Source organism: Amycolatopsis sp. NPDC004368 (genome assembly GCF_053602515.1).
Genome location: NZ_JBSGDT010000004.1, coordinates 43,982 through 69,652 on the forward strand (window position 1 = coordinate 43,982; position 25,671 = coordinate 69,652).

At 70.6% G+C, this 25,671-nt stretch carries 25 protein-coding genes; 9 read left to right on the top strand and 16 right to left on the bottom strand.

Annotated elements, in window-relative coordinates:
• Positions 1-365: 365 nt before the first annotated feature.
• The 3 genes from ACWEOE_RS08480 (at position 366) to ACWEOE_RS08490 (ending at position 4,096) form a co-directional block, all read left to right on the top strand.
• Complete coding sequence (locus ACWEOE_RS08480; protein ID WP_452005826.1) at positions 366-971, top strand: RNA polymerase sigma factor; 606 nt, start codon at positions 366-368, stop codon at positions 969-971.
• Entirely contained in the window at positions 968-1,450 is a 483-nt protein-coding gene (locus ACWEOE_RS08485; protein ID WP_452005829.1) for a carboxypeptidase regulatory-like domain-containing protein, read from the top strand. The genes ACWEOE_RS08480 and ACWEOE_RS08485 overlap by 4 nt, the downstream gene beginning before the upstream one ends.
• A gap of 81 nt (positions 1,451-1,531) precedes the next feature.
• Positions 1,532-4,096 carry a CHAT domain-containing protein gene (locus ACWEOE_RS08490; protein WP_452005831.1) on the top strand — a complete coding sequence of 855 codons (2,565 nt, stop codon included), beginning with the start codon at positions 1,532-1,534 and terminating at the stop codon, positions 4,094-4,096.
• Here the strand turns inward: ACWEOE_RS08490 and ACWEOE_RS08495 are convergent.
• Positions 4,093-4,845 carry a polysaccharide deacetylase family protein gene (locus ACWEOE_RS08495; RefSeq protein WP_452005834.1) on the bottom strand — a complete coding sequence of 251 codons (753 nt, stop codon included), beginning with the start codon at positions 4,843-4,845 and terminating at the stop codon, positions 4,093-4,095. The genes ACWEOE_RS08490 and ACWEOE_RS08495 overlap by 4 nt on opposite strands.
• Before the next feature lie 72 nt (positions 4,846-4,917).
• A complete protein-coding gene (locus ACWEOE_RS08500; RefSeq protein WP_452005837.1) occupies positions 4,918-5,370 on the bottom strand; it encodes an SRPBCC family protein in 453 nt (150 codons plus the stop codon).
• Between the two features lie 71 nt (positions 5,371-5,441).
• On the opposite strand from ACWEOE_RS08500, the gene ACWEOE_RS08505 reads away from it, so the two are divergent.
• Entirely contained in the window at positions 5,442-7,403 is a 1,962-nt protein-coding gene (locus tag ACWEOE_RS08505) for an FUSC family protein (protein ID WP_452005840.1), read from the top strand.
• A gap of 6 nt (positions 7,404-7,409) precedes the next feature.
• Here ACWEOE_RS08505 and ACWEOE_RS08510 read toward each other — a convergent pair whose 3' ends face one another.
• From ACWEOE_RS08510 to ACWEOE_RS08525, 4 genes are all read right to left on the bottom strand, one after another.
• Positions 7,410-7,631 (bottom strand): antitoxin, encoded by a 222-nt coding sequence (locus tag ACWEOE_RS08510; RefSeq protein ID WP_452005842.1) that lies wholly within the window; start codon positions 7,629-7,631, stop codon positions 7,410-7,412.
• Between the two features lie 83 nt (positions 7,632-7,714).
• Entirely contained in the window at positions 7,715-8,692 is a 978-nt protein-coding gene (locus tag ACWEOE_RS08515; RefSeq protein ID WP_452005845.1) for a prephenate dehydrogenase, read from the bottom strand.
• Positions 8,693-8,714: 22 nt separating this feature from the next.
• On the bottom strand, positions 8,715-10,712 hold the full coding sequence (locus ACWEOE_RS08520) for an oxidoreductase (protein WP_452005847.1): 1,998 nt from the start codon (positions 10,710-10,712) through the stop codon (positions 8,715-8,717).
• A complete protein-coding gene (locus tag ACWEOE_RS08525) occupies positions 10,709-11,251 on the bottom strand; it encodes a PadR family transcriptional regulator (RefSeq protein WP_452005849.1) in 543 nt (180 codons plus the stop codon). Before ACWEOE_RS08525 ends, ACWEOE_RS08520 begins: the two co-directional genes overlap by 4 nt.
• Before the next feature lie 105 nt (positions 11,252-11,356).
• Here ACWEOE_RS08525 and ACWEOE_RS08530 point away from each other — a divergent pair, with 105 nt between their 5' ends.
• A complete protein-coding gene (locus ACWEOE_RS08530) occupies positions 11,357-12,295 on the top strand; it encodes a patatin-like phospholipase family protein (protein WP_452005851.1) in 939 nt (312 codons plus the stop codon).
• Positions 12,296-12,404: 109 nt separating this feature from the next.
• On the opposite strand, the gene ACWEOE_RS08535 is transcribed toward ACWEOE_RS08530, so the two are convergent.
• From ACWEOE_RS08535 to ACWEOE_RS08550, 4 genes are all read right to left on the bottom strand, one after another.
• Positions 12,405-12,533, bottom strand: a complete 129-nt coding sequence (locus ACWEOE_RS08535; RefSeq protein ID WP_452005854.1) for a hypothetical protein — start codon at positions 12,531-12,533, stop codon at positions 12,405-12,407.
• A 4-nt stretch (positions 12,534-12,537) separates the two neighbouring features.
• Positions 12,538-13,008 (bottom strand): hypothetical protein, encoded by a 471-nt coding sequence (locus ACWEOE_RS08540; RefSeq protein WP_452005856.1) that lies wholly within the window; start codon positions 13,006-13,008, stop codon positions 12,538-12,540.
• Between the two features lie 119 nt (positions 13,009-13,127).
• On the bottom strand, positions 13,128-13,976 hold the full coding sequence (locus tag ACWEOE_RS08545; RefSeq protein WP_452005858.1) for an SAM-dependent methyltransferase: 849 nt from the start codon (positions 13,974-13,976) through the stop codon (positions 13,128-13,130).
• 56 nt (positions 13,977-14,032) lie between these two features.
• The gene (locus ACWEOE_RS08550; protein WP_452005861.1) at positions 14,033-14,506 is read right to left on the bottom strand and encodes a MarR family winged helix-turn-helix transcriptional regulator; all 474 of its coding nucleotides are present in this window, start codon (positions 14,504-14,506) and stop codon (positions 14,033-14,035) included.
• Between the two features lie 283 nt (positions 14,507-14,789).
• On the opposite strand from ACWEOE_RS08550, the gene ACWEOE_RS08555 reads away from it, so the two are divergent.
• Positions 14,790-15,998 (top strand): alpha/beta hydrolase, encoded by a 1,209-nt coding sequence (locus ACWEOE_RS08555; RefSeq protein WP_452005863.1) that lies wholly within the window; start codon positions 14,790-14,792, stop codon positions 15,996-15,998.
• A gap of 3 nt (positions 15,999-16,001) precedes the next feature.
• On the opposite strand, the gene ACWEOE_RS08560 is transcribed toward ACWEOE_RS08555, so the two are convergent.
• A complete protein-coding gene (locus ACWEOE_RS08560) occupies positions 16,002-16,925 on the bottom strand; it encodes a hypothetical protein (RefSeq protein ID WP_452005866.1) in 924 nt (307 codons plus the stop codon).
• A gap of 185 nt (positions 16,926-17,110) precedes the next feature.
• Here ACWEOE_RS08560 and ACWEOE_RS08565 point away from each other — a divergent pair, with 185 nt between their 5' ends.
• Positions 17,111-17,695: a DUF4383 domain-containing protein gene (locus ACWEOE_RS08565; RefSeq protein ID WP_452005868.1), complete on the top strand. Its 585-nt coding sequence runs from the start codon at positions 17,111-17,113 to the stop codon at positions 17,693-17,695.
• 139 nt (positions 17,696-17,834) lie between these two features.
• On the opposite strand, the gene ACWEOE_RS08570 is transcribed toward ACWEOE_RS08565, so the two are convergent.
• Both ACWEOE_RS08570 and pcaB read right to left on the bottom strand, forming a co-directional pair.
• Positions 17,835-18,767 (bottom strand): SCO0930 family lipoprotein, encoded by a 933-nt coding sequence (locus ACWEOE_RS08570; RefSeq protein WP_452005871.1) that lies wholly within the window; start codon positions 18,765-18,767, stop codon positions 17,835-17,837.
• A 126-nt stretch (positions 18,768-18,893) separates the two neighbouring features.
• Positions 18,894-20,249: a 3-carboxy-cis,cis-muconate cycloisomerase gene (gene pcaB / locus ACWEOE_RS08575; RefSeq protein ID WP_452005872.1), complete on the bottom strand. Its 1,356-nt coding sequence runs from the start codon at positions 20,247-20,249 to the stop codon at positions 18,894-18,896.
• Between the two features lie 115 nt (positions 20,250-20,364).
• Here pcaB and ACWEOE_RS08580 point away from each other — a divergent pair, with 115 nt between their 5' ends.
• Positions 20,365-20,808, top strand: coding sequence for an N-acetyltransferase family protein (locus ACWEOE_RS08580; RefSeq protein WP_452005875.1), 444 nt, complete (start codon positions 20,365-20,367; stop codon positions 20,806-20,808).
• A gap of 2 nt (positions 20,809-20,810) precedes the next feature.
• Here the strand turns inward: ACWEOE_RS08580 and ACWEOE_RS08585 are convergent, their stop codons facing one another.
• The 3 genes from ACWEOE_RS08585 to ACWEOE_RS08595 all read right to left on the bottom strand — a co-directional run bounded on the left by ACWEOE_RS08585 (position 20,811) and on the right by ACWEOE_RS08595 (position 24,536).
• Positions 20,811-21,347: a DinB family protein gene (locus ACWEOE_RS08585; protein ID WP_452005878.1), complete on the bottom strand. Its 537-nt coding sequence runs from the start codon at positions 21,345-21,347 to the stop codon at positions 20,811-20,813.
• 410 nt (positions 21,348-21,757) lie between these two features.
• Positions 21,758-23,311, bottom strand: coding sequence for an AMP-binding protein (locus ACWEOE_RS08590; protein WP_452005881.1), 1,554 nt, complete (start codon positions 23,309-23,311; stop codon positions 21,758-21,760).
• Between the two features lie 25 nt (positions 23,312-23,336).
• Positions 23,337-24,536, bottom strand: a complete 1,200-nt coding sequence (locus ACWEOE_RS08595; protein ID WP_452005883.1) for an acyl-CoA dehydrogenase family protein — start codon at positions 24,534-24,536, stop codon at positions 23,337-23,339.
• Positions 24,537-24,618: 82 nt separating this feature from the next.
• Here ACWEOE_RS08595 and ACWEOE_RS08600 point away from each other — a divergent pair, with 82 nt between their 5' ends.
• Entirely contained in the window at positions 24,619-25,644 is a 1,026-nt protein-coding gene (locus tag ACWEOE_RS08600) for an acyl-CoA dehydrogenase family protein (RefSeq protein ID WP_452005885.1), read from the top strand.
• Positions 25,645-25,671 lie beyond the last annotated feature (27 nt).

Here is a 25,671-nt window from a genome sequence, read left to right on the forward strand (position 1 = left end):
CGAGGGTCGGCTCGCCCAGCCGGCCCACTGAGACCCGGACCGTGGCTGACCGAGCCGCGGCGGACCGGAGAGTGATGAGGACTGGCCCACCGAGCCGGACCGCCGAGACCCGGCGCCGGACGACACGGGGCTGGCACGTGTCGAACCGACACGCACCGGCTCTCCGAAACCTGCGCCGGAAACCGGGCCCGGGCCGAACGAGACGCAGCGGCACCCCGCTGACCCGGCACACCGCCACGACCACCCGAACAAGTGACTCGATGTATCCCAGTGCACCCTGTCTGCTCCTTCCCCGAGCGGGCCCACCGGACAGACTCCCGACACCGCCGCCGAACCCAACGCGCCTCGCGAGCGAGGCAGATACGGTGACCGACGTGCAAACCACCGAGGTAGACCCGCCGTGGGAAGGCCTGACCGGCGTCGACCTGCACGCTGCCTGCATGGAGGCGGCGCGGGCCGGTGACCGCAGGGCGATGGCGAAACTCGTCGACGAGCTGACGCCGCTCGTCTGGCACGTCGCGCGCGCGAACGGGCTCAACCGTCAGGTCGCCGAGGACGTCGTGCAGACCGTGTGGCTCGCCTTGTTCAGCCAGCTGGAGAAGCTGCGTGATCCGCGCGCCCTGGCTGCCTGGCTCATCACCACCACCAGACGCGAGGCAGCCCACCCGCACGGGCGCCGCGTGCAGCCGGTGCCGTTGAGCGACGAGGTCGCCGAGAACCTCGAAAGCACCCATCCCGGGCCCGAGGACGAAGCCGTGCGCGCCGACAACGACCGACGGGTCTGGCGCGCGTTCCTCAGGCTGCCCACTCGCTGCCAGGACCTGCTCCGCCTCACCGTGCTCGCCGGCCGTGCCGAGTACCAGGCGGTGGCCGACGCGATGCGGATGCCACGCGGCAGCATCGGACCCACCAGGGGTCGTTGCCTCGAAACGATGCGCGATCTCCTCGCAGGAGAAGGGGGTGGCCGATGAACGACATCGGCACACCGGGAAGTGGCAGCGCTCTGCCAGACGACGAGACGCTGCTGGCCGACCTCGGTCGTTTCCTCGACGAACTGGACCCGCCACCGGACGATCTGGTGCAGCGGGTCCAATTCGCGCTCGAACTCGAGAACCTCGACGTCGAGGTGGCGCGCTGGGAGCGCGCCGGTGAGCTCGCCGGCGTCCGCAGCACGGCCACGGGCACGATCACGTTCACCGTCAGCGACCTGACGGTGATGATCAACCTCACGCGCATCGGCAAGCTGCACCGCATCGACGGCTGGCTCGCACCCGCGGGCGAGTACGAGGTGGAGGTGCGGGTGGCCGACGAGGGCACGTTCTCCACCGTCGCCGACGAAGGTGGCCGGTTCGTCCTCGAGAACGTGCCGTGCGGGACCACGCAGATCCTGGTGCACCTCGGTGAGGGGCCGCACCGGCGCACTGTCGTGACTCCCACGGTCGTGCTGTAGAACCCGGACGGGCGTTACGGAGTGTCGCTGGAATGTGGTCAGATAGAGCGTGTGCGTGAGCAGTCGCCCTTCCTCGATCGAGTGATCGCGGTAGCGACTGATTTCTACACGCGAGGCCGCGCCGCGGCAGCCGACTTCCGTCCTGGTGCCGCGGTACGCCTGTTCCACCAGGCGCTGAACCGGCTGGCCCGGGTTCCGGAGCAGGTGGACGAGGTGCTGGAGCTGCGGACGCGCGTGCTGATCAGCCTGGCCTCGGCCGAGGCGGAGGTGACGTCGACCGCAGCCGGGCTCGCGCACCTCGAGGTCGCGGAAACCGAGCGGCTGGAGCTTCCGCAGGGGGCGGTGCGCGACTCGTTGCGGCTGATCATCAGGCTGCAGCGGGCTGTCGTCGTGATGCGGGCGGGCCGGTTCGCCGACGCGCTGACGCTGTACGACGTGGTGCTGCCCTCCATCGAGTCCGAAGTGGACGACGGGTTCGTGCTGCTCGTGCGCACGTTGAACAACCGTGCGCTCGTGCACATGGCGATGAACAAGCCGGGCGCCGCGCACGCGGACCTGAGCCGCGCGCTCGGCCTCGCCGTCGAGCACGGCCACACGTTGCTCGAGGCGAAGATCCGGCAGAACATCGGCGACCACGCCCAGCTCGTGGGCGACGTGCCCGAGGCGCTGCGCAACTACGAGCTGGCCGCTCGCCTGTTCGGCAGCGTGAGCCCGGGTTCCTTGCCCGTCGTCCGGCTCGACCAGGCGCGGGCGCTGCTCACCGCGGGGCTCGGCGAGGAAGCGGCGCGGCACCTCGACGAAGCGCTGCCCCAGCTGCGGGCCAACCGGTCCGGCCAGTACCTCGCCGAAGCCGAAGTGGCCCGCGCCGCCGCGGCGCTGCTGGAGGGGAACTTCGAGCTGGCGCGCAAGTTCGCGTCCGCCGCGCGGCGCCGGTTCCTGCGGCGCGGCAACACGACGTGGGCCGAGATCGCGAACCTCGCGCGGCTGCGTGCCGACGCGCACAAGGTCCTCAGCACGCGCGGTGCCCGCTCGACGACGCGGCTGCCCGCCGAACTCGTGGCACTGGCCCGGCGGCTTTCGGAGCTCGGGGTGCGCGACGAGGCTTCCGTCGCGCGGCTGCTCGCCGTGCGGCTTCTGCTGCGGCGCAAGGAGATCGAGCAAGCCGCGAAGGTGCTCGCGCGCGTGCCGAAGCCGCACGACACAACGCCGGTCGACCACCGGATGCTGTTCCGGCTGTGCCGCGCCGAGCTGGCCGTGGCCACGGATCGGCCGCGCTCGGCGCTCGCGCAGGCGCGCGCCGGGCTGCGTGAGCTCGGCATGATCCGCGACCGCATGGGCGGGCTCGACCTGGTGTGCGGCACGGCCGTGCACGGCGAAGAGCTCGGCCGGCTCGCGATGCAGCTCGTGCTGCGCCGCGCCCGCCGCAACGCCGCGGGTGCGCGCCGGATGTTCGCGTGGCTCGAGCGCACTCGCGCGCAGGTCTACCGCTACGAGCCGCTGCCCGTGATCGAGGATCCCGTGCTGTCACAGCACATCAAGGAGATGCGGCACCTGCAGCGCTCGATCCAGCGCGCCCGGGCCGAGGGCGATCCCGTGAAAGTGTTGGAGCAGCGGTATTCCGCGCTCCGGCAGGAGGCGAGCCGGCTCGGCTGGTACACGAGCCCGTGGGGCCGGCCGCGGCCTGTCGCGACGCCGGACGAGGTCGTGGAGCAGCTCGGCGACCGCGTGCTCGTGAGCCTGGTGCCCTACAACGGGCAGCTGTACTCGGTGGTCGTCGACCGCGGCACGTTCCGGCTGCTGAAGCTCGGCCCGCTCGACGACATCGTGGAGACGGCGAAGCAGCTGCACGCCGACCTCGACGCCCTCGCGCCCGACCACCTGCCCCCGATGCTGGCCGACACGGTGGCCGCTTCCGCGGTGCGGCGCGCGAACAAGCTCGACGCCCTGATCTCCGCGTCGCTGGTCAAAACCCTCGACGACCGCGAGCTCGTGATCGTGCCGATCGGCCAGCTGTACGCGATGCCGTGGGGTGCGTTGCCGTCGCTGCGCGGCCACGCGGTGTCCATCGCGCCTTCCGCCACCGCGTGGATCACAGCCAAGCGCGCCACCGACGCAGCCGCCGTGCTGCTCGCCGGCGGCCCCGGCGTGCCCGGCGCGGTGGGCGAGGTGAGCAAACTGCGCTCGGTCTACCCGGACGCCCACCTCGTCGACGGCACCGGCGCCACCAGCTCCGCCGTACTCGAAGCCCTCGACGGCAAGCGCCTGGCCCACCTCGTCGCCCACGGCGCCCACGAGCCGGCCAACGCCCTGTTCTCGCGCCTCGAACTCGTCGACGGCCCGCTGTTCGCCCACGAGACCTCGCGGCTCGCGCGCCCGCCCGAACGCGTCGTGCTCGCCGCGTGCGAGCTCGCCATGAGCCACATCCGCCCTGGTGAGGAGGCCCTCGGCTTCGCAGGCACCCTGCTGGCCAGTGGTTCCCGCACGGTGATCGGCGCCGTCGCCCGCGTCGGCGACCGCGCGGCGGCGGACACGATGGCGGACCTGCACCGCCGGCTGTCCGACGGCACGCCTCCGGCGGTGGCCCTGGCGGAGGCGATCGCAGTGGACCCGCTGCGGCGGCCGTTCGTGTGCCTGGGTGCGGGTTAACCCAGGAAGTCCGCCAGCGGCACCGGCGTCAGGCCGTCCTTCCTGGCCTGCGCGAGGAACGCTTCGTAGTCTTCCTTGAACGTCTTGCGGAAGTGCATCAGCACGATGTCGCCCGGCCGCAGCTTGTCGCCGACCTGGAACTGCACGTGCCCGTCGTTCACGGCGGCGCTCCACAGCACGGCCACGCGCATGCCGCAGAGCTCGGCGGCGTGCAGGGTGTTCTGGTCGTAGTTGCCGAACGGCGGGCGGAACAGCGTCGGGCGCACGCCGAGGCCGCGCTGCAGGTCTTCGGCGTCGTCGCAGATTTCCTTCTGCTGGAACGCCAAGGACTTGCCCTTGAGGTTCGGGTGGTCGACGGTGTGGTCGCCGAGCACCGCGCCCGTCGAGTCCAGAATGGACATGAAGTAGGCCTCGTGGCCCTTGACGTAGATCTGGTTCAGGAACAGCACCGGGTGCCCACCGGACTGCTGGATCTCGCTCTGCGCCGACGGGTCCTTCACGGCGCCGTCGTCCATGGTGATGAACACGTACGGCTTGGTGGTGGTGACGCGACGAACCACGCCGACCTTGCCGTCGGTGATGGCGGGAGCCTTCTGCTGCACCGTGCCGAACGGGTACGGGCCCGAAGGCGTCGTCGGCGGCACCGCACGGGGCGCGGGGTTCGGCTGGCTGGGCGGTGCGGGAGGAGCGGGCGCCGGCCCGGAACAAGCCGCCACCGCGAACAACCCGGCCACCACGAGAACCAGCATGCTGCGTTTCACACGAACGGAGACGTACTCACCCGGTCGTGCGTTGAACCGCTGTGGCCCAGCGCACCCCCGTTACCGCCCGGAGTCGGCTGCTTTGACCAGTTGTGCCGAAAGAATCCGGATCGCGCCCCGCAGGGCGGCGGCCGCCACCGCACCGGTTCCGGGCACGGACTCGGTGAAGGAGCCCGTCCAGCGCAGGTCCGTGCCGCCCGCGGTGTTGGGGGTGAAGAACACCTCCGCGCGGTAGTCGCGCACCGGGGTGGAGCCATCGAACGTGTAGACGTGGCGCCGGTCGGGCTCGTACTCCACCGTCTTCTCACGCAGCAGCACCGGCCACAATCCCACTTCGCGGACGGCGCCGACGCCGTTGGGATCGTCGTCACCCCGGCGGGCCCACCGCGCCTGCACGATCAGCGGCCGGCCCCACGTCGACCACAGCGGACCCTCGGTTTCCAGGCGGAACAACACTTCCGGCGGCGCCGAGCTCACGCGGTTGACCTCGAACGAAAACGTACGGCCGGGCATCCTCGGCCCCTTCCGCTTGTTGACGGGTGGATAACAAACCTGAGACGCCCAGCGTAGGTCAAGATGGGGGCGTGAGCCGCCCCGACTTCGCCGCGCCGCACTGGCTGGTCCAGCTCCTGCGTTCGAAACCCGTTCCCGTGCCGTGGAACATGGTCGCCCGCGCGGTCGTCGCGCTCGCCACGCCACTGGCCATCGCGTACGCGGCCGGCGACATCGCCGTGGGTGCCCTGGTTTCCACCGGCGCGCTGCCCGCCGTGCTGTCGGAAGCCGCCGGGCCGTACCGCTACCGCGCGCGCCGACTGGGCGGGGCGACGCTCGCGGCGGCGGGCGGGTACCTCGTCGGCCTGCTCACGGGCGCGGTGCCGGCGTGGTCGATCCCGGCGATCGTGGTGATCGCGGCCGTGTCGGCGCTGATCAGCGCGGCCGGCAGCAACGCGTCGGTGGCGGCGCTGCAGATGTTCGTCTTCTGCGTGCTCGGCACCGCACAGCACGCGACGGGCCTGAAGGTCGAAGAACTGTTCGGCTACTTCTGCCTCGGCGCGGCCTGGAGCCTGTTCGTGGCCCTGGTGACCTGGACGGTGCGGGGCACGAGCCCCGAACGCACCGCCGTCGCGCAGGTGTACATCGAGCTCGCCGCGATGCTGTCGGCCACCGACGAGCCGACGTCGCGCGTCGCCCGCAACCAGCTCACCGCGGCCATGAGCACCGCCTACGACCGCCTGCTCACCGCGCGCTCGTGGCTCTCGGGCCGCGACGCCACCTACCGGCAGCTGCTGAACCTGCTGTCCGCGACGACGCCGGCCGTCGAGGCGTCCGTGGCGATGGTCAACGCCGGGCGCCGGCCACCGCCCGAGGTCATCGACCACCTCACCGGCGCGGCCGCGGCCGTGCTCGCGACCCAGCCGCTGCCCCCGCCACCACCGGTGCCCGAGGACGACCTCGACCCGGTCGAGTCCGCGCTGTACGCCGGCCTCGCCCGCATCGACAAGGGCGACGACCGGCAGCGTCGCAAGCCCGCGTCGCCCTGGCAGCGCTTCCGTGAGTGGCTCGGCTCGCTCGCCTCGGGCCCCTACACCTGGCTGGCCGCACTGCGGCTCACGGTGTGCGTGGCGGTGGCGGAGGTCGTGGCGCTGATGGTGCCGTTCGAGCGCTCGTACTGGATCACGCTCACGGTCGGCGTGGTGCTGAAACCCGACTTCGGCTCGGTCTTCGGCCGCGCGCTGCTGCGGGGCATGGGCACGATCGCGGGTGTCGGCATCGGCGCGATCGTGCTCGCGATCGGCGCGCGCGGCTGGGTGCTGGTGGTGCTGATCGCCCTGTTCGCGGGCGGCGCCGCGATCGGGAAGGTGCGCAACTACGGGATGCTCGGCACCTTCGTGACGCCCCTGATCATCCTTCAGATGGACCTCGCCCAGACGGGCAGCTGGTCCGTGGTCCTCGCGCGGCTGCTGGACACCGTCACGGGCTGCGTGATCGTGCTGCTCATCGGCTACCTGCTGTGGCCCGGCTCCCGCCGTCCCCAGGTCGGCGGCCGTCTGGCGGACAGCTTCGACACCGTCGCGGCGTACGTGAAAGCGGCGCTGGTCCTCGACTCCACCCCCGAAGCCCGGCTCGCCCGGTCCCGCTCGCGGCGCGCGGCCTACCGTGCCCTGGCCGACCTGCGCACGGCGTTCCAGCAGGTGATCGTCGAACCCTCACCCGCGGGCCGGCACGCCGTGGCGTGGTGGCCGGTGATCGCCGGCCTCGAACGCGTGGCCGACGCCGTGACCGAAGTCGCGGTCACCCTCGGGCGCGGGGTGCCGGCGCCGTCGCCCGCCGAGATCGCGCTGCTCACCGACGCCCTGGCCGAACTCGCCGCGGCCGTGCGCGAGCAACGCGAACCCGCGTCCGGGCCACTGCCCGACAGCGCTCAGCTCTCCGGCGTCGTCGACCAGCTCGGCTCGACGTTCGACGCCGTCCGCGGCCCGGACCTCGTCGAGACGACGCCGCTGGGGCTGGTGCGCCGGTTCCTGCCGTACCACCGGCGCACCTGACCTCGCTCACTGCTGCGGCGGCTGCTCCGAGTCGGGCTTGTCGTTGCCCGCCAGCTTGCCGAGGAAGTCCTTGGCCTTCTCCACGCCGCCGTCGATCTGCGCGTCGTGGCCGCTCGTCTTCGACTTGGCGAACCCGGCTGCCTTGTCGAGACCCTGCTCGATCTTGTCGCTGTTCTCCCGCAGGGCTTCGGTGGCTTTGTTCTTGAGCTCGTCGAAGTTGATGCCCATGGTTTCGCTCCCCAATCCGGATGCCTGGCGTCCCCATCGTCACACAACGGACGCTTCCGGCAACTCCGGTGAATTCCCTGGGATCAGTTCACTTCCCCACCGGCCACCCCATCGGCCAGCGACGTGATCCGCCCGCCTCGCTCGCCGAGACCGATCAGGGCCTCCCGGGCGTCGGGCGCCGAGAGCGTGACGCGGATGCCCGAGCGGGCCGCGTCGTGGGCGGTGGCGTAGGTGAGGGCGCCGTCGTGGCCGGCGTTGATGGTGGCGGCCAGGCCGCCGGTGGAGGCCAGCGAGCCGCGGGCCGCGCCGAGGCGACCGAGGGCCTCGTCGACGATGGGCAGCAGGGCGTCGCGGTTGCCTTCGGTCATGGCGCGGACCAGATCGGGGCTGGAGGAAGCCACACGGGTGCCGTCGCGGTACGAGCCGGCGGCCAGGGACATCGCCAGTGGGCCGCCCTGGGCGCCGATGGTCGCGAGGATCGCGGCGAACAGGTGGGGCAGGTGGGAAATGCGCGCGACGGCCTCGTCGTGCGAGTCGGCGGGCAGCGGCACGGCGAAGGCGCCCAGGTCGAGCACCAGGCGCGTCACCTCGGCCCACGCCCCCAGGTCGGTGTCCTCCTCGACGCCGACCACCCACGCGGCGCCCTGGAACAGCGATGCGTCACCCGCGAGCCAGCCCGACTGGGCGGTGCCCGCCATCGGGTGCCCGCCCACGTAGCGCGTGTACGGCGCGCGCCGGCGCACGGCGTCGAGCATGGGGCCCTTCACGCTCACCACATCGGTGAGCACGGCGTGCGGCGCGTGCTGCGCGACCAGCCGCAGCAGGTTCTCGACCGCCGGGAGCGGCACGGCGAGCACGATCAGCGCGTCGGCCGACGCGGCCCGGTGCAGGGCGGCCTCCACGTCGGTGGTCACGTCGTAACCCGCGCGGCTGGCGGCGTCGGCGTCCACTTCGGACACCGCGGCCCCCCACGTGGTCCTGCCACTGGCCACGCTCGCGCGCAGCAGCGACCCGCCGATGAGCCCGAGCCCGATCACGCACACATCTCGCACGGGGCTCATCCTGCCAGTGGCCGCAACCCGGCTACAGCGTGGCCGCCAGGCGCGTGCCCTGGTCGATGGCGCGTTTCGCGTCCAGTTCGGCGGCCACGTCGGCCCCGCCGACGAGGTGCACCGGCACCTGCCCCAACGCGGAAGCCAGCTCGCGCACGGGCTCCTGACCGGCGCAGACCACCACCGTGTCCACCTCCAGCAGCCGCGGTTTCCCGCCGACGTTCACGTGCAGCCCCGCGTCGTCGATCCGCTCGTAGGTCACGCCCGAGATCCGCTCCACGCCCTTGGCTTTCAACGCCGCCCGGTGCACCCAGCCCGACGTCTTGCCCAGCCCCGCCCCGATCGGCGACGTCTTGCGTTGCAGCAGGTAGACCGTCCGCGGCGACGGCACGGGCCGCGCCACCCCCAGTCCGCCGGGCGCCAGCGCGGGATCCGTGACACCCCACTCGGCCAGCCACTCGTCGCGGGCCAGGGTCTTCGAGGTCAGGAACTCGCTCACGTCCACCCCGATCCCACCGGCCCCGATCACCGCCACCCGCGGCCCCACCGGTGCGCCCGATCGCACGACATCGACGTAGGACAGCACCTTCGGGTGGTCGATCCCGTCGAGCGCGGGCACGCGCGGCCGCACGCCCGTGGCCAGCACGACCTCGTCGAACCCGGCCAGATCCGCGGCCGCGGCCCGCCGCGAGAGGTGCACCTTCACCCCCGTGACCTCCAGCCGCCGCGCGTAGTAGCGGATGGTCTCGGCGAACTCCTCCTTGCCCGGGATCCGCCGCGCGATGCCGAACTGGCCGCCGATCTCGTCGGCCGCCTCGAACAGCTCCACGCGGTGGCCGCGTTCGGCCAGCGCCGTCGCCGCCGCGAGCCCGGCCGGACCCGCGCCGACCACGGCCACGTGCTTCACGCGCTGCGTGGGCGAGAGCACCAGCGTCGTCTCGTGCCCGGCGCGCGGGTTGACCAGGCACGACACGGGTTTGCGGCTGAACGCGTGGTCCAGACAGGCCTGGTTGCACGCGATGCAGGTGTTGATCTCGTCGGCCCGGCCCTCGGAGGCCTTGCGCACCCACTCCGGGTCGGCGAGGAACGGCCGCGCCAGCGACACGAGATCCGCGTCGCCGCGCGCGAGCACCTCTTCGGCGACCTGCGGCATGTTGATGCGGTTCGACGTGACCACCGGGATCGACACGTGCGGCTTGAGCTTCCCGGCCACCCACGTGAACGCGGCGCGCGGCACCGACGTCACGATCGTCGGCACGCGGGCTTCGTGCCAGCCGATGCCGGTGTTGATGATGGTTGCTCCGGCGGCCTCGACCTCGCGGGCCAGCGCCACGACGTCGTCCCAGCTCTGGCCGCCTTCGACGAGGTCGAGCATCGAGAGCCGGTAGATGATGATGAAGTCCGGGCCCGCCTTTTCTCGGGTGCGCCGCACGATCTCCACGGCGAAGCGCCGGCGGTTCTCCGCGGAGCCACCCCAGCCGTCGGTGCGCCTGTTGGTGCGCTCGGCCAGGAACTGGTTGATCAGGTACCCCTCCGAGCCCATGATCTCAACGCCGTCGTACCCGGCTTCGCGGGCGAGCGCGGCGCAATCGGCGAACGCGCGGATCGTGCGCCGGATCCCGTAGCCGGTCAGCGCCCGCGGGCGGAAGGGGTTGATCGGCGCCTTGAGGCTCGACGCCGAAACGCTCAGCGGGTTGTACGAATACCGCCCCGCGTGCAGGATCTGCAGCGCGATCTTGCCGCCGGCCTCGTGCACGGGCGCGGTGAGCCGACGGTGTTGGCGAGCTTCGGCTGTGGTGGTGAGCTTCGAGGCGAACGGCAGCAGCCAGCCCGTGCGGTTCGGCGCGAAGCCGCCCGTGACGATCAGGCCGGCGCCGCCGCGGGCGCGTTCGGCGTAGTACTCGGCGAGCTGCGGGAAGTGGGCCGCGCGGTCTTCGAGGCCGGTGTGCATCGAGCCCATGAGCACGCGGTTGCGCAGCGTCGTGAAGCCGAGGTCCAGCGGCTGCAGCAGGTTCGGGTAAGGCGTCATCGGGCGTCCTTCGTCTCGGTGGTCAGCGCGGTGAGCACTTCGTCGAGCCACTCGACCTGGCCTTCTTCGGCCCGGATTCCGCCGCGCAGCACGAGGTACTGGTGCCGGGCCCGGCCGCTGCCCGGCGAGGGGAAGTCGCGTTTCTCGATCCGGCGGTAGGCGTCGAGGCGCTCGGCGTGGGCCGCGCGGTGGCGCGCCAGCTCATCGGCGACGGCGCGCACGTCTCCGAACGACGCCCCGCGCAGCTTCACGGCAAGCTCCTGCGGCCCGGCCGACGGGTTCGGCTCGGCGAGCCACCGCCGCAGCTCGGCACGGCCGCTTTCGCTGACGGTGTGCACCTTCTTGTCCGGTCGTCCGCCCTGCGCGACGGCCTCGACTGCCACCCAGCCGTCGTCGGCCATCCGCTTGAGCACCCGGTAGATCTGCTGGTGGGTGGCACTCCAGAACAGCCCGATCGACTTCTCGAAGCGCCGCGCGAGCTCGTAGCCCGAACCCGAGCGTTCGGACAGCGAGACGAGGATCGCGTGTTCCAGTGCCATGGCGATCAGGGTGCTATGCAACTAGGTGCAGTGCAACCCGGTGCAACGCAGGTCACCCGCCGGGGTGGGGCAAATCGGGTCGACGAATGGTCCGAACCGACAAGGATGGACACCGTGCACCCGGTTCTGGAACTGATCAACGAGCGGCTGGCGTCGGGCAGCGTGCCGGGGGAGCGGAGTGACGACCGCCGCCTCGTGCTCGCGATCGAGGGAGGCAGCAGCCGCGGTACGTATTCGAGTGGCATGGTCCTCGCCCTCGACGAGCTGGGCGCGACGCCCGTGTTCGACGCCGTGTACGGCTCGTCGGCCGGCGCGCTGAACGCCGCGTGGCTGCTGTGCGGACGGTCCCAGACGGGCGTGCGCACGTGGTGGAACCCCGCCGTGATGCGCCGGATCATCAACCCGCTGCACACGCTGCGGGGCAGGGCCGTCATCGATCTGGACTACCTCGTGCACCAGGTGTACTCGGTCCTCGAGCCCATGGACTTCCCGGCGATCCTCGCCAACCCGGTGTCGTTCCACCCGCTGGCGACCGACGCGGACACCGGCGAATCCACCGACCTGCACCCGTTCATCTCGGAGGTCGCCGACATCAAGACGGCCCTGGCGGCCTCCTCGTGCATGCCCGTGCTCGCCGGTCCGCCCATCGCGATGGGCGGGCGTCGTTTTGTCGACGCGGGCGTCGCGGAGCCGCTGCCCTTTCGGACCGCCCTGGCCCAAGGCGCGACCGACGTCCTCGTGCTGCGCACCCGCCGCGCGGACGAACTGCCGGCCCCGCCCCCGCGCGTGCAGGACGTGGTCGTGCCCCGCTTCTTGCGCCGCCACGCCCCGGGCACGATCAACGCCTGGCGCGACCAGTACACCCACGACCTCGACGACGAACGCCTCCTGCGCGAGGACCCGCGCCTGGCGAGCGTCCGGCCGCCCGCGGGTTCCCCGGACGTGACCGCGCTGGAACGCGACCCCGTGGTGCTCCGCCGCGCGGTGGAACTGGGCCGCGCGGCGGTGCACTCGGCGTTGGAAACGCTGCGGGAAGTCTCCTAGATCGCGACCAGCTCCCCGACGACGTGCGCGGTGCGAGTCGGCTGCTGCGATTCATGTTCAGGTCCGGCGGCGCCCCGAATCCCGGCTGGCCGATCGGCTCGACCAGGGCTCAGCCCCGCCGCGACTTCCGCACCCGCTCGATGCGGGCATCGGCGGCTTCCGGCGTGGTCATCCCCTTCCGGGCCCGACGCTTGAGGCGGTGCACGAGGTCCTTCTCCTGCGGGCTCTTGCGGGCCACAGCGTCACACAGCCACGACGTGGTTCGCCCTCGACTGCACCACAAGTCGTTGCGCCCCAAGGGACACCGCGAGGTACAGGAGGATCGAAGCACTCCCCAGCCCCTTCACCGGGCTGTTGGCGTCGATCACGAAGTCGAGTCCGATGTGGATGGCGATGGCGACGATCCACAGCACGACGGTGAGCCAGGTGCCCTGCCGCCAGAGCTGGTCGTCGGCGCGCCACAGGCGGACGGTGTAGGCGCGCACGAGCCCGAAGAGCCCCGCGACGACCAGGCTGCCGACGAGCAGCAGCACGGCGGGCGTGCCGGGGGTGCCGCCCTTGAAGAAGGACGCCAGGGAGACCACGCCGAGCACGGCGAGGATGAGCAGGACGGTCGGTTTGCGATCTTCGCGCACGAGGCGTTTCTGCGTCTGTCGCCAACACAGCCAGGCCAGGACGACGAGCCCGATGAGGATGTTGACGGTGTTGCTCACAGTGGTCCCCTCCGCGGAAGAACTCAGGTGAGCACCAGCTTCGCGGTCCGGCCATCCCCACGCGTCAAACCCAGGGTTGATCCGGGGTCGGTTTCACCCGCCCGGGCAGCACGAACCGGTCAGAGCGACGGTTTCCGCGCCACCCCACCGATCACCCGCGACTCCGAGGGCGTCTTCGCGAACACGGTGTCGCGGTCCGGGTGCCACGCCGGCGCGTAGACCAGGCCGGGCTCGAGCAGCGGCCAGCCGCCGAAGAAGCGTTCGAACTCGGCCAGGGTGCGCAGCACGCCGGGGTTGGTGGTGGACTCGTAGTACTCCAGCAGGTCGGCCAGGGCCTGGCGTTCGTCGTCGTCCACGGGGTTCTCGTTGGTCATCTGCGAGAGCACCAGCAACGAACCCGGGGCGACGCGGTCGCGGTAGAAGGACAGGATGCCGTCGGGGTCCTGGTCGTCCTTGATGAAGTGCAGCACCGCGTTCACGATCAGCGCGACGGGTTCACGAACGTCGATCACGTCCGAGTCCATCACGCGCTCCCACAGCTCCTCGGGCTGCAGCAGGTCGGCGGCGACGGCCTCGTGGCGGTCCGGGTCCGCGGTCTTGTCGAGCAGGATCTGCGAGTGCGCGAGGGCGACGGGCTCGTTGTCGATGTAGAGCACGTTGACGTCGTGCTCGGGGCGCTCGTCGTCGGCGACCTCGTGCACGTTGCCCGCCGTGGGCAGGCCCGAGCCGATGTCCACGAACTGGCGGATGCCGGCGCGCACGCACTGCCGCACCGCGCGGCCCAGGAACTGCCGGCTCGTCAGGCAGTAGTCGCCCATGAGCGGCAGCCGCTCGCGCACTTTCTCCGCGAAGATGCGGTCGACGGCGTAGTTCGTGTGACCGCCGATGAAGTAGTCGTAGATCCGCGCCGCGGACGGCCGGTCGATGGTGCCTTCGACATCGCGCAGGGCTTCGTGATCTTCGATCATGGCCGTCCTCACCGCTCGGATTTCGCCCATGCTAGCCACGCCGGGCGCCGGGCGGATCAAGCCGTGGTGATGGCGTCCCGATAGGCGTTCACGGACTCCGTCAAGTGGTCCATCGAGTCGCGCAGGCGGGTGATGGTCTCGACGTCGAAGCCCAGGGAACGGCCGATGTGCGGCGGAATGCGCTCGGCCAGCTCCCTCAGGTGGTGGCCCTTCTCGGTGAGCGTGATGCGCACGGAGCGCTCGTCGTCGGCCTGGCGCTCGCGCGAGACGAGCCCGGCCTTCTCCAGCCGCTTCAACAGCGGCGACAACGTGCCCGAGTCGAGGTTCAGCGCGGTGCCCAGCTCCTTCACCTGCTGGGCGTCGCGCTCCCATAGCGCCAGCATCACGAGGTACTGCGGGTACGTGAGGTCGAGCGGCTCCAGCAGTGTCCGGTAGAGCGACGTGAGCGCCCGCGACGCCGAGTAGAGCCCGAAGCAGAGCTGCTCGTCGAGCAGGAGCGAGCCCGTCTCGCCGGGGTCCAAGGTGAACATGGGTACCTCCTTCGTCAGGGGTAACAGTCAATGATCCTCAGGTGTGCCCGGTGGGGCAACTCAAGTGCCACAGATCTCATTGTACTCGCTTAAGTTGCGCACAACTTGAATCGTAGGACCGTGTCCCCTGCGCTAAAACCGCAGCTGACAGCCCTGCGAGCGGCGCACTTGATCTTGTGACGGCGCTCACCTCATCACAACGGGAGCGGCTCGCCAAACGTTTCTTGTACAGGGGTTTTGGGGCAGCGGGTCGTCGGGACACGCGCCGGCGGAGGGGAGTCCCGTGCACCTGAGCAGCATCCGGCTGGACTCGCCGGTCGAAGTGATCGTGATCGGCGTGCTGGCCGTGCTCTCCGTGGTGGCGGTGCCGTGGTTCTGGGAACGCTGGCGCAAGCGCAAGCAGCTCGGCCGCAGCGCCACCGTGCTCACGGCCGTGGTGCTGGTGGTGGTGAGCGTCGCGCTCGTGGGCAACCTGATCGGTGGCTTCTTCCCCACGCTCGGCTCCCTGCTCGGCACCGGCGTGTACGCGGCCGAGAGCGTCGACGCCGACGCCGGCGAAAACGGTGTGGACCTCGAGAAGGTGCGCGAGCTCGGCGTGCGCCACGCGGGCGAGGGCAAGGGGACCATGCTGCACATGACGGTGCGGGGCCGGCGCACCGGGCTCACCCGCGACGTCGACGTCTACCTGCCGTCGCAGTACTTCCAGCAGTCCTACCACGTGCTGAAGTTCCCGGCGATCGAGTGGATTCCCAACTACCCGTCGGGGCCGGAGGTCGCCGCGAGCTACGGCTTGCCGGCCCAGCTCGACGCCGCGATCGCCAAGCACGTGCTGGCGCCCACCGTCGTCGTGATCCCTGATCCGACGGGTGTCCCGAAGGTCGGCCACGACACCGAATGCGTCGACGAGGTCGGCGGCACCCCCAACGACACCTACCTCTCCGCCGACGTCCGCGAGTGGGCCGTCCAGCGCCTCAACCTGAACCCGGACCGCGGTGCGTGGGCCATCGCCGGCTGGTCCTCGGGCGGCTACTGCGCCCTGAACCTCGTGACGCGTCACCCCCAGTGGTTCGCCACGGCCGCCAGCGTCAGCGGCTACGACCGCGCGCAGGTCGACGCCGAGACCGAGAACCTCTTCCACGGCCACCAGGACATCGACGACGCCAACAACGTCCGCGTGAACGTGCGACTCCACCCCTCGCCCGTCGACCTCCTCGCGATCTCCGGCGACAAGGAGAGCTACGAAAGCTTTGCCATCGGCCAGATCCGCGCCGCGGCGAAGGCCCCGGTCCGCTTCTCCTGGTGGACGATCCCGGACGCGGGGCACAACATGAACACGTTCAAGTCGCAGCTGCCCGACGTCCTGGCCTGGCTGGGCGCGCGCCTTCCCGGCCCGTGCGCGGCGGGCCGGGCGGTCGAGGTGAGTGGCGGGGTGCGGCCGTGGCCGTTGCCGAAGACGGGCGGGCGCGGTGCGCTGTCGGCGATGGAGGAGTGAGGTTCACTTGTCCAGCAGCGGTAGTAAGCGCTTCACCACTTTCGTGACCTGGTCCGAAGCGGTGTCGTAGTCGACGTCCTCGGGCTGTTCGGTCAGGACGGTCACGATGTAGCGGTCCTTGAACACCAGGCCGGACGTGTGGAGCATGCGGGTCGGGCGGCAGCAGGACCAGCCTTGTTTCACGGCGAAGTTGCCGGGGCCCAACGCATCGGGGATCCCGAAGTACTGGCGGAACCCGTCGGCGCCGAACTGGGTGGCCCCGCGCAGTCCGGTGAGGATGGTCGTGCGGGTCGGCTCCGGGGCTTTGTCCATCAGGTACTGGTAGATCTTCGTGATGTCGCCGGCCGTGATCTCCGTGTCGCCCCAGCGGCCGGCGCTCGCGGGCGGGCTGGTTCCCGTGAGCCCCATGGTGCGGATGGCGTCCGTGACGATCTCGGTTTCGCCGTTGGCGACCCACAGCGTGCTGGCGACGGTGTCGTCGCTGCGCGACAGCATTTCCTCGACGATTCCGGCCGGGCTGCCGTTCTTCAGCGCCGCCATGGCGATCAGCAGCTTCACCAGCGATGCCGAGGTGTACGTGCGGTTCGCGTTCAGCGAGAGCACGGTGGTGTTCTTGGTGCGGTCGTAGACGACGACGCTCACGTGCCCGCGCGGCACGAGGGTCTCCAGCACCGGCGCGTCCTGTCGATCGTCGGAATCGTTGGTGCTGTGCTTGCCCGAACCCGACCCGATCTTGCCGGACGACGTGGGCGACGGGCCGGCCGGCGACGACGTCGAGGCCGACGTCGACGAACTGCCGGCCGCGGCCACCGGGGCCGGGCCGAGAGCGGTCACGATGTGCCGCTCCGGCTTCGCCACCACGACCGCCAATGCGACGAGTGCCCCCAGGCACAGCCCCACGAGGAAGAGGATGTTCACTTTGCGCATGACCGGACTTGTCCGCTCACCCGTCCGGTGTTGCCGAAATCGGGGCTCTTTGTGGCATTGATCTCGAACAACACCGATTCCGGTGACGCTGCGGGGGGCTGCGGGCAAGCACCCGCGTTTCACTCCGGGTGAGGACGGGGTACTTCCTCCGCGTGAGTCAGCTCACCACGGGAAGGACTTCAGTCATGGTTCACGCGCACGGAGCCCGGATCCGGGTGGAAGGCCTGCAGCCCGCGCAGGTCCTGGCCGCCCTGGTGGGCGTCGCGTTCCTGGTGTTCGGCGTCGTCGGGTTCGCGAGGACCGGCGTCGGCGACTTCACCGGCCACCACGAGGCCGGCTTCTGGCGGTTCTCCGGCAATCCGATGAACAACCTGGTGCACGTGGTGACGGGTGTGCTCGGCCTGCTGCTCTCGTTCGGCTCCGGCCGGGCGCGCACGTTCGGCTGGCTGCTGTTCATCGGCTACGGCGTGCTGTTCGTGTGGGGCCTGATGATCACCGGGATGATCGCCGCCAACCCGTTCATCAACGCCGGCAACCCGCTCGACATCACGACCGCTGACAACTGGCTGCACCTCGGCATCGCCGTGCTGGGTCTGGTCATCGCGATGGCTCCGGCGCGCCGGCGCGTGCGACTGCCGGAGGAGGAGCCGGTTACGGCCGACCGGGCCGAGACCACCGTGATCGAACGCGTCGAGGACACCGATCGCCCCGAAGCCACGACGATTCAGGAGCAGCCCCGGAAGAAGCACGGCCCGGGGTTGGCGCACTGACTTTTCGAGTTCGCCGAAGGCCCGGTAACCCCCGCGGTTACCGGGCCTTCGGCGTGGGTGGGACCTGCCGCTCCTTCCGCCGCCCGCTGCCGGTTGTCCTGGCGCCGCGCTGTCGGGGCGTGGCGCCGGGTCTGAGGGGTCAGTAGCCGGACGCGTCGGCTGCCGCGCTGGTGGTGGGAGCGCTGGCTGTCGTTTTCGGCGCGGTCTTGGCGGCCGTCTTGCAGCCGTTCGGCTCGATCACGAACCATGTGCCCTTCACACCCATGCCGTTGGCCTCGCCGGGCGCGGTGTCCTTCGCGAAGCGGTACAGCGGCCAGCCGCCGAGCGTGACCTGCGTGGTGCCGTCGGCGCGTTTGACGTTGCCGAGCAGCTTGGTGTCGATGCCGTCGAGCTTGACGTCGCCGCTGGTGAGCACCGGGGGCCACTGCTTGGCGCAGTCACCGTCGCAAGTGGACTTCGAGGGCTTCTTGCTGTCCTTGGTGAACAGGTAGAGCGTGAAGCCGTCCTGGTCGACCACAGCCGGGCCGATGCCGTCGACCTCGCCGGCGCTGAGCGCCACACCGTCCGAAGTGGACTTGTTCGCTTTGCCGCCGGTCGGGGTGGCCGCGAACCAGGTGCCGTTCACGCCCTGGCCGGTGGCGTCGCCGGGCACGGAGTCCTTGGCGTAGGTGTAGAGCGGCCAGCCGTTCACGGTCACCTGCTCGGTGCCGTCGGCGCGGCTGACGGTGCCGACGAGGCTCTTGTCCACGCCGTCGAGCTGCACGTCGCCCTTCGACAGCAGCGGGGGCCACGCCTTGGCGCAGTCGCCTTCGCAGCTGGACTTCGGGGGTTTCGCGGTGTCCTTGTCGAAGCGGTAGAGGGTGTGGCCGTCGCCGTCGGTGAGGACTTTGCCCAGGTCGGCGACGTCGGTGGCGGCGAGCTTCATCGCGGTGTCGGTGGCCACGGCCTGTCCGCCCCCGGTCCCGCCGGCGGGCACCGGCGCGGGTGGTGCGGTCGTGCCCGAGCAGGCGCTCAGCAGCGTGAGCCCGGCGGCCGCCGAGACGAGGACGCCCGTGCGGAACGTGCGAAGCATCGAACTTCTCCTTGGGTACGTGGTCGCCACGCCAGGCGCGGCTGCCGGTACCCCCCGCGTTCCGCTTGGAACGCTTCCCACCTCCTACACGGAGGGTGGGGCGACGCGGTTCAGCAGAAGCCGGAACTACTTTCCGTCACCGTCGAGGGCGCGATCGACCAGCCGCGCGGCCGCGCCCGTGTACCGGGCGGGGTCGAGCAGGTCGTCGAGCTTCGCGGGGTCCAGCACGTGCTTGATCTCGGCGATCTCGCCGAGCACGGCACGCAACGGCCGGTTCTCCGCTACCGCCCGCTTCGACGCTTCGCCGAGCACGTCCTTCGCGTGCGCCTTGCCGAGCAACGGCGCCAACGCCGCCGAAAGCCGCTCCGACACGATCAGCCCGTGCGTGAGTCCGACGTCCTCGCGCATGCGTTCGGCGTCGACCCGCAGGCCGCGGGCCAGCTCGACGGCCGTGTGCGCCGCGCCGCCCGTGAGGCGCAGGCATTCGCGCAACAGCTGCCACTCGGCCTGCCAGACGCCGGCCGAGCGTTCGTCCTCGGCCAGCCCGGACTGCGTCACGCCCGCCGCCAGCACCGGCACCTGCAGCGCCGCCGACCGGATCAGCGCCGACAGCACGGGGTTGCGCTTGTGCGGCATCGCCGACGAGCCGCCGCCCGTGGGCTCGCTGACCTCGCCGATCTCGGTGCGCGTGAGCACCTGCACGTCGACCGCGAGCTTGCCCAGCGCCGTGGCTGCCTGCGCCAGCGCGGACACGAGATCGGCCACCGGCGTGCGGTTCGCGTGCCACGGCAAGGTGGTCGTGGTCAGGCCGGTCTCTTCCGCGAACGCTTCGGTGAGCCGCTCGGCGTAGTCCACGCTGCCGTCGCCGTACTCGACGTACGCGGCCAGCGTCCCCGCCGCACCGCCCAGCGACACGGGCAGCTCCAGCCTGCGTACTCGCTCGGCCGCGTCGAGCACGTACTGCCGCCACCCGGCCGCCTTCAGCCCGAACGTCGTCGGCACCGCGTGGGCCGTCAGCGTACGGCCGGGCATCACTGTGCCGCGGTGCTCGCGCGCGAGGTCCTTCAGCGCCTCGGCCGTCTCCTGCAGATCTTGTTCGAGGAGTTGGACGGCGTTCCGCGCGACGATCATCAACCCCGTGTCGATGATGTCCTGACTCGTCGACCCGCGGTGCACGTAGTCCGCGTACTCCGGCCCGACGGCCGCCGTGAGCTCCTTGACCAGCGCGACCACGGGGTTGGCCGTCGCGCGCGCCGCCTGTGCCAGCGCCGTCACGTCGATCCCGCGCGCCACCGCGGCGGCCGCGGTGGTGATCGCCGTCGCCGCTTCGGCCGGCACCGTGCCGAGCCGCGCCTGCGCCCTGGCCAACGCCGCCTCGGCCTCGGCCATGGCTCCCACCACGGCGCTGTCCCCGGTCACCCGCTCGACCGGCGTGCCCGCCCGCACGGGCGACAACAACCCGGAATCCGCATCGGCGCTCATGGCGCCCAGCATCGCACGCGGCGCTCCCGCTGACCGGCCCGTGTGCGAAGCCTCGCACCGGTGAATTACCCGCGCCACCGGCCCGGACCGGTCTGGCTGCGGCAGGATCGGCACCATGGTGGAGATCAGCTTCCTGACCGAATCCGACCGCGCCGAATGGGAAGCCCTGGCCCGCGGCAAAGACACCCACTTCCACGTCCACCGCACCGACGCCGACTACGACCGCACCTGGCGCCGCCTGCTGGACGACGAACGGATCCGCGGGGCTGTGGCCCGGCTGGACGGCGCGATGGTCGGCAACGCGCACTACCTGTTCCACGCCAGCATCTGGTACTCCGGCAAGTGCTACCTGGCCGACCTGTTCGTGGACCCGCTCGCGCGCCGCCAAGGCATCGCGACGGCGTTGCTCGAGTGGGTTGCCGCGGACGCCGCACGCAGCGGCTACCCCAGCCTGTACTGGAACACGCTGGAAGACGCCCCTGCCCGCGAGCTCTACGACCGGGTGGGCAAGCACAACGCGGGCCTCATCCACTACAGCTACCGCCGCGATGCGTCCTGACCTCAGTGGCCGACCACCCCATCCAGCGATTCCCGCAGGAGATCGGCGTGGCCGTTGTGACGCGCGTACTCCGCGATGAGGTGCACCAGCAACCACCGAAGCGTGAACGGCTCCCCAGTCACCAGCGACGTCCCCCGCTCCTCCAGCGACGCCGCCGCCACCACGATCTCACGCGAGCGGGCACACTCGGCTTCCCACAGCGCCATCGCGGCGCGCACGTCACCGTCGAGGGAGTCGAAGTCCTGGTCGGGGTCGTCGTCGGAGTAGTGGAGCAGAGGCACGTCGTCCCCGGCGAACTGTTGCTGGAACCACCACCGCTCGACGCCCGCGAGATGGCGCAGGATGCCGTGCAACGACAGCCCGGACGGGCGCACGGCCTTGGTCGACATGGCCTCCTGCCCCAGCCCGGCACATTTCAACGCAAACGTCGCCCGGTGCCAGTCGAGAAACGCGACCAACGTGTCACGCTCATCAGCAACCCGCGGGACAACCTCGCGCGCGCCTTCGGCCACCGGTGAGAAGTGCTGAGGAATCTCCATCCACCAACAGTCTCACCCACCACCGACAATTCCCCTCACGCGCCGCGAGGCGTCCCGCCGCGGGACCACCACGGCCCCGAACACGCGAGACCACCACCTGAACAACGCAACGGATCACTCCGTCCCAACGCGAGACACCACCCCGTCCCAGGGTGAGCGACCACCACCTCACCAACGCTACGGGCCGTACCAATGTAGGTCCGTATGAACCCAGGCCTTCTCCGGCACCCCGATCCGAAGCCTCCTTGCGGCCGCTCAGCGGCCGTCGACACGATCCAGCTTCGGGGTGCACGCCCAACGCAAGTCGCCCCGCGAGGCCAACAACACCGAAACAAACCGCAAGCCGCCCCGCGAGGCCAATACCACCGACCCACCCGAAGCCGCCCTGCGAGGACCAGAACGCAACACGATCACCCCCTGACTCCCTCCCTCAAAACCTTCCTCAAAACCTTCCCCGCCGCCGACCGAGGAATCACATCCACAAACTCCACCACCCTTACCTTCTTATACCCAGCCACCCTCCCCGCCACAAACTCCTTCACCCCACCCTCATTCAACTCCTCCCCCCGCCTGACGACAAAGGCCTTGGGCACCTCCCCAGCCTCAACATCCGGCACCCCGATAACCGCCGCATCAACAACCCCCGGATGCGTCAACAACACCGCCTCAATCTCCGCCGGCGCCACCTGAAACCCCTTGTACTTGATCAACTCCTTCAACCGATCGACAACCCGGAACACGCCAGCGGAATCAACCGTAACAACATCCCCAGTATGCAAATACCCAGAACCATCAACAGCCGCGGCAGTAGCAGCAGGGTTATTGAGATAACCCCGCATCACATTCGGCCCCCGCACCCACAACTCCCCCCGCGAAGCATCCTCCCCAGTCACCGGATCCACCACCCGAGCCTCGACACTCGGCATCAACACGCCGATCGACCCACGATCGACATCAGGCCGATCCACCGGAATCCCATGAGTGCACGGACTGGTCTCGGTAAGCCCATAACCCTGCAACACAACCACGCCGAGCCGCGCACCCACCTCCTCGGCCAACTCGGCATCAAGCGGCGCAGCAGCACTCATCACCACGTCTACACAACCAAGATCGTAATCCGCGACAAACGGCACCTTCGCCAACGCCAACGCGATCGGCGGCGCGATGAACAGATGATCCACCCGATACTCAACCACCACATCAAGAAACCCCTTGAGGTCGAACCGCGGCATCGTCACCACGGTCGCCCGGTTGAGCAGGCTCATGTTCATGATCCCGTTCATGCCGTAGATGTGGAACAACGGCAGCACGGCAATCGCTCGCTTGCCCGGCCGCAACTCGGTGAGCGGCTGCATCTGACTGAGATTCGCGACGACATTGCGGTGTGTGAGCAACACACCCTTCGGCAAACCGGTAGTCCCCGACGAATACGGCAGCACGGCGAGGTCATCGCCCGCCGGCTCCGGCGGCACCTCACCGGAACCGGCCAGCAACTCGTCAAGAGACGTCACACCATCAGCCGCGTCGATCACCACGATTTCTTCAACGCACACGCCCTCTTCAGCGACGGCGGCACGAGCCGTGGCAAGACCCTGCGCGGTGGTGAACAAGATCCGCGCCCCGGCGTCCCGCAACTGGTGAGCCAGCTCAGCCGGGGTGTTCAACGGGTTCGCGGGCGACACCGCGGCACCCGACCGCAGCACCCCGTGGAACACCACCGGGTACTCCGCGCAGTTCGGCGCGGCGAGCACCGCCACGTCACCCCGGCCGATGCCGCGCTCGGCCAGCGCGGCGGCCAGCCGTTCGACGGCTTTGGCGAGCGCGCCGTAGGTCAGGCGTCGCCCCGAACCCGCGTCGATCACGGCGGGCAGCGCGGCTTCCACGGCGGTGAGCGAGCCCAGCAGCACGCCGGGCAGGGAGCCGTCGGGGATCACGACATCGGGGTAGGTGCTGCGAATGGCCATCGCTCCTCCTGGGCGAGCCGCGGGTTCAGCGCACGGGCTTCGGCTCCTTGGGCAGGCCGAGCAGGAGGTCACCGACGATGCCGCGCTGGACCTGCGACGAGCCGGCGTAGATCGTGCCGGCGCGGGAGTTGAGGTAGACGCTGGTCCACGACGCGGTGGAGTTCGGCGCGCCGGGATCGTCGGTGTGATACCAGTTCGGCGACGGCCGGCCCGATGGCGTGAGCACGTCGAGGCCGAGCACGTCGAGCGCGAGCTCCGTGATGACGCGATGGTACTCGCTCCACAGCAGCTTGAAGGCCGCCGCGCGCGGCCCCGGCTCCTCGCCGGCGATCAGCTGCGCGGCCGTGCGCACGCCGTGGCAGCGCAGCTGTTCCACCTGCACGTGGCACCACGCGACGCGGCGGCGGATGTCCGGATCGGTGTCCAGACCGCGCTCGCGCACCAGCTCCACCAGCCGGTCGAGCTCGCCGCGGAAGCGGATCGGGGCGTGCAGCGCGGTTTCGCCGCGCTCGAATCCGAGCAACGTCATCGCGACGGCCCAGCCGTGGTCGACCTCGCCGACCACGAGCTCGCGATCGGTGGTGGCGTCGGTGAAAAAGACCTCGTTGAAGTCGGTGCCGCCGGTGATGTTGCGGATCGGCCGGATTTCCACCCCTGCCTGGTCGAGCGGCACCAGCAGCATGCTGGTCCCCTTGTGCGGCGCGGCTTCGCGGTTGGTGCGGGCGAGCACGAACATCCAGTTGGCCAGGTGCGCGCCCGAGGACCACAGCTTCTGGCCGTTGAGGCGCCACTGTTCGCCGTCGGGCTCGGCACGCAGGGCGAGCGACGCGAGGTCCGAACCGGCGCCGGGTTCTGAGAAGCCCTGGGCGAACACGTACTCTCCGCTCACGATGCGTGGCAGGAAGCGTTGGCACAGCTCGGGTTCAGCCCAGCGGAGCATGGTGTTGCCGAGCATGCCGATGCCGAACGCGTCGTTGTCCGAGCCGAACGGGATCCCGGCTGTGGACAGTTCTTCCACCAGCACCACGAGTTCGGCGGGGGTGAGTCCGGCGCCGCCGTACGCCACGGGCCACGCGGGCGCGACCCAGCCACGCTCGGCGAGGGCGGCGCGGGCGCGCGTGCGGAACTCGGCGTAGGCGTCGCCTTCGAGGCCGCCGATGCCGCGCCAGCCCGGGGGCACGAGGCCGGCGATGAACTCGCGAACCTGCTCGCGAAAGTTTTCCACGCGGCCTTCTCGCATCTTGACCTCAACAGTTGCGTAGATAGACCCGATAGTCAATGCTTCGATCCGGTGCTGAGGAGGAGCGATGACCGACGATCAGCATGAGCTCACCGACGCGGTCCGGCGCATGCTGGCCGACGCCGCGCGCACGGCGCCGCTGCCACCCGCGTGGGACGCGGTGGGCGCGGGCCTGGACCGCGGGCTCTGGCGGACGTTCGCCGGCGCCGGACTCCTCGGGCTGGGCGTGCCCGAGGAACGCGGTGGGTCCGGTGGTGGCGTGCGTGAGTTGTGTGCCGTGGCGGAAGAAGTCGGCGCCGCGCTGCCGCGGATTCCGTTCGCCGCGGCGGTTTCCGCGATCGGTGTGCTGAGTTCTGTGCACACTGTGGACAACCTTGTGGATGGTTCGGTCCTGGCGGTCGCGGCGTGGGAGACGTTCCCCGTTTTCCCCGGGCACCGTTCGCCGTTGCGGCTTGCCGGGTCCACTGTGGATGGTGTGTTGCGGGCCGTGCCCTTCGGTCTCGACGCCGACGTGCTCGTGGCCGCGGTCGAAGGCCGGTTCGTGCGCGTCGACCTGAGCGCCGCCGGTGTCCGGCGCGAGTCGGTGGGAGCGTTCGACGTGGTCGAGCCCGTGGCGATCGTCGAGCTTTCCGGGGTGCCGGTGGTCGAGCTGGGGGACGGCCTCGCGGCCCGCGTGCTGACCGTGCTCGCGGCGGAGCTGATCGGCACCGGCCGGCGCGCTCTCGACGGTGCGGTGGAGTACGCGAAGCAACGCCGTCAGTTCGGCCGCGCGATCGGCTCGTTCCAGGCGCTCAAACACCTGCTCGCCGACCGCTTCGTGCAGCTCGACGCCGCGCACCTCCTGGTCGACCACGCCGCCGCCACCCTCGACGACGCCGGCCCGGGCGGGCTGGCCGCGGCCCGCACCGCGGTGGCCGCCGCGACCTCCGCCGCCGACGCCGCCACCCGCGACGCCCTCCAGGCGCACGGCGGTATCGGTTTCACCTGGGAACACCCGTCGCACGTGTACCTCAAGCACGCCCGCGCCCGCCGCCAGCTGCTGGGCTCCGCGGCGCGCCAGCTGGATGCGGTGGCCGAGCACGTGTTCGGGTGAAAACCCGGGTGATCTCGTGATCCGGTT

Coding starts and splice junctions, on each gene's coding strand:
- ACWEOE_RS08485 (WP_452005829.1), top strand. CDS start 968: ATGAACGACATCGGCACACCGGGAAGTGGCAGCGCTCTGCCAGACGAC.
- ACWEOE_RS08495 (WP_452005834.1), bottom strand. CDS start 4,845: ATGCTGGTTCTCGTGGTGGCCGGGTTGTTCGCGGTGGCGGCTTGTTCC.
- ACWEOE_RS08500 (WP_452005837.1), bottom strand. CDS start 5,370: ATGCCCGGCCGTACGTTTTCGTTCGAGGTCAACCGCGTGAGCTCGGCG.
- ACWEOE_RS08510 (WP_452005842.1), bottom strand. CDS start 7,631: ATGGGCATCAACTTCGACGAGCTCAAGAACAAAGCCACCGAAGCCCTG.
- ACWEOE_RS08515 (WP_452005845.1), bottom strand. CDS start 8,692: ATGAGCCCCGTGCGAGATGTGTGCGTGATCGGGCTCGGGCTCATCGGC.
- ACWEOE_RS08520 (WP_452005847.1), bottom strand. CDS start 10,712: ATGACGCCTTACCCGAACCTGCTGCAGCCGCTGGACCTCGGCTTCACG.
- ACWEOE_RS08525 (WP_452005849.1), bottom strand. CDS start 11,251: ATGGCACTGGAACACGCGATCCTCGTCTCGCTGTCCGAACGCTCGGGT.
- ACWEOE_RS08530 (WP_452005851.1), top strand. CDS start 11,357: ATGGACACCGTGCACCCGGTTCTGGAACTGATCAACGAGCGGCTGGCG.
- ACWEOE_RS08545 (WP_452005858.1), bottom strand. CDS start 13,976: ATGATCGAAGATCACGAAGCCCTGCGCGATGTCGAAGGCACCATCGAC.
- ACWEOE_RS08550 (WP_452005861.1), bottom strand. CDS start 14,506: ATGTTCACCTTGGACCCCGGCGAGACGGGCTCGCTCCTGCTCGACGAG.
- ACWEOE_RS08560 (WP_452005866.1), bottom strand. CDS start 16,925: ATGCGCAAAGTGAACATCCTCTTCCTCGTGGGGCTGTGCCTGGGGGCA.
- ACWEOE_RS08565 (WP_452005868.1), top strand. CDS start 17,111: ATGGTTCACGCGCACGGAGCCCGGATCCGGGTGGAAGGCCTGCAGCCC.
- ACWEOE_RS08570 (WP_452005871.1), bottom strand. CDS start 18,767: ATGCTTCGCACGTTCCGCACGGGCGTCCTCGTCTCGGCGGCCGCCGGG.
- pcaB (WP_452005872.1), bottom strand. CDS start 20,249: ATGAGCGCCGATGCGGATTCCGGGTTGTTGTCGCCCGTGCGGGCGGGC.
- ACWEOE_RS08580 (WP_452005875.1), top strand. CDS start 20,365: ATGGTGGAGATCAGCTTCCTGACCGAATCCGACCGCGCCGAATGGGAA.
- ACWEOE_RS08585 (WP_452005878.1), bottom strand. CDS start 21,347: ATGGAGATTCCTCAGCACTTCTCACCGGTGGCCGAAGGCGCGCGCGAG.
- ACWEOE_RS08590 (WP_452005881.1), bottom strand. CDS start 23,311: ATGGCCATTCGCAGCACCTACCCCGATGTCGTGATCCCCGACGGCTCC.
- ACWEOE_RS08600 (WP_452005885.1), top strand. CDS start 24,619: ATGACCGACGATCAGCATGAGCTCACCGACGCGGTCCGGCGCATGCTG.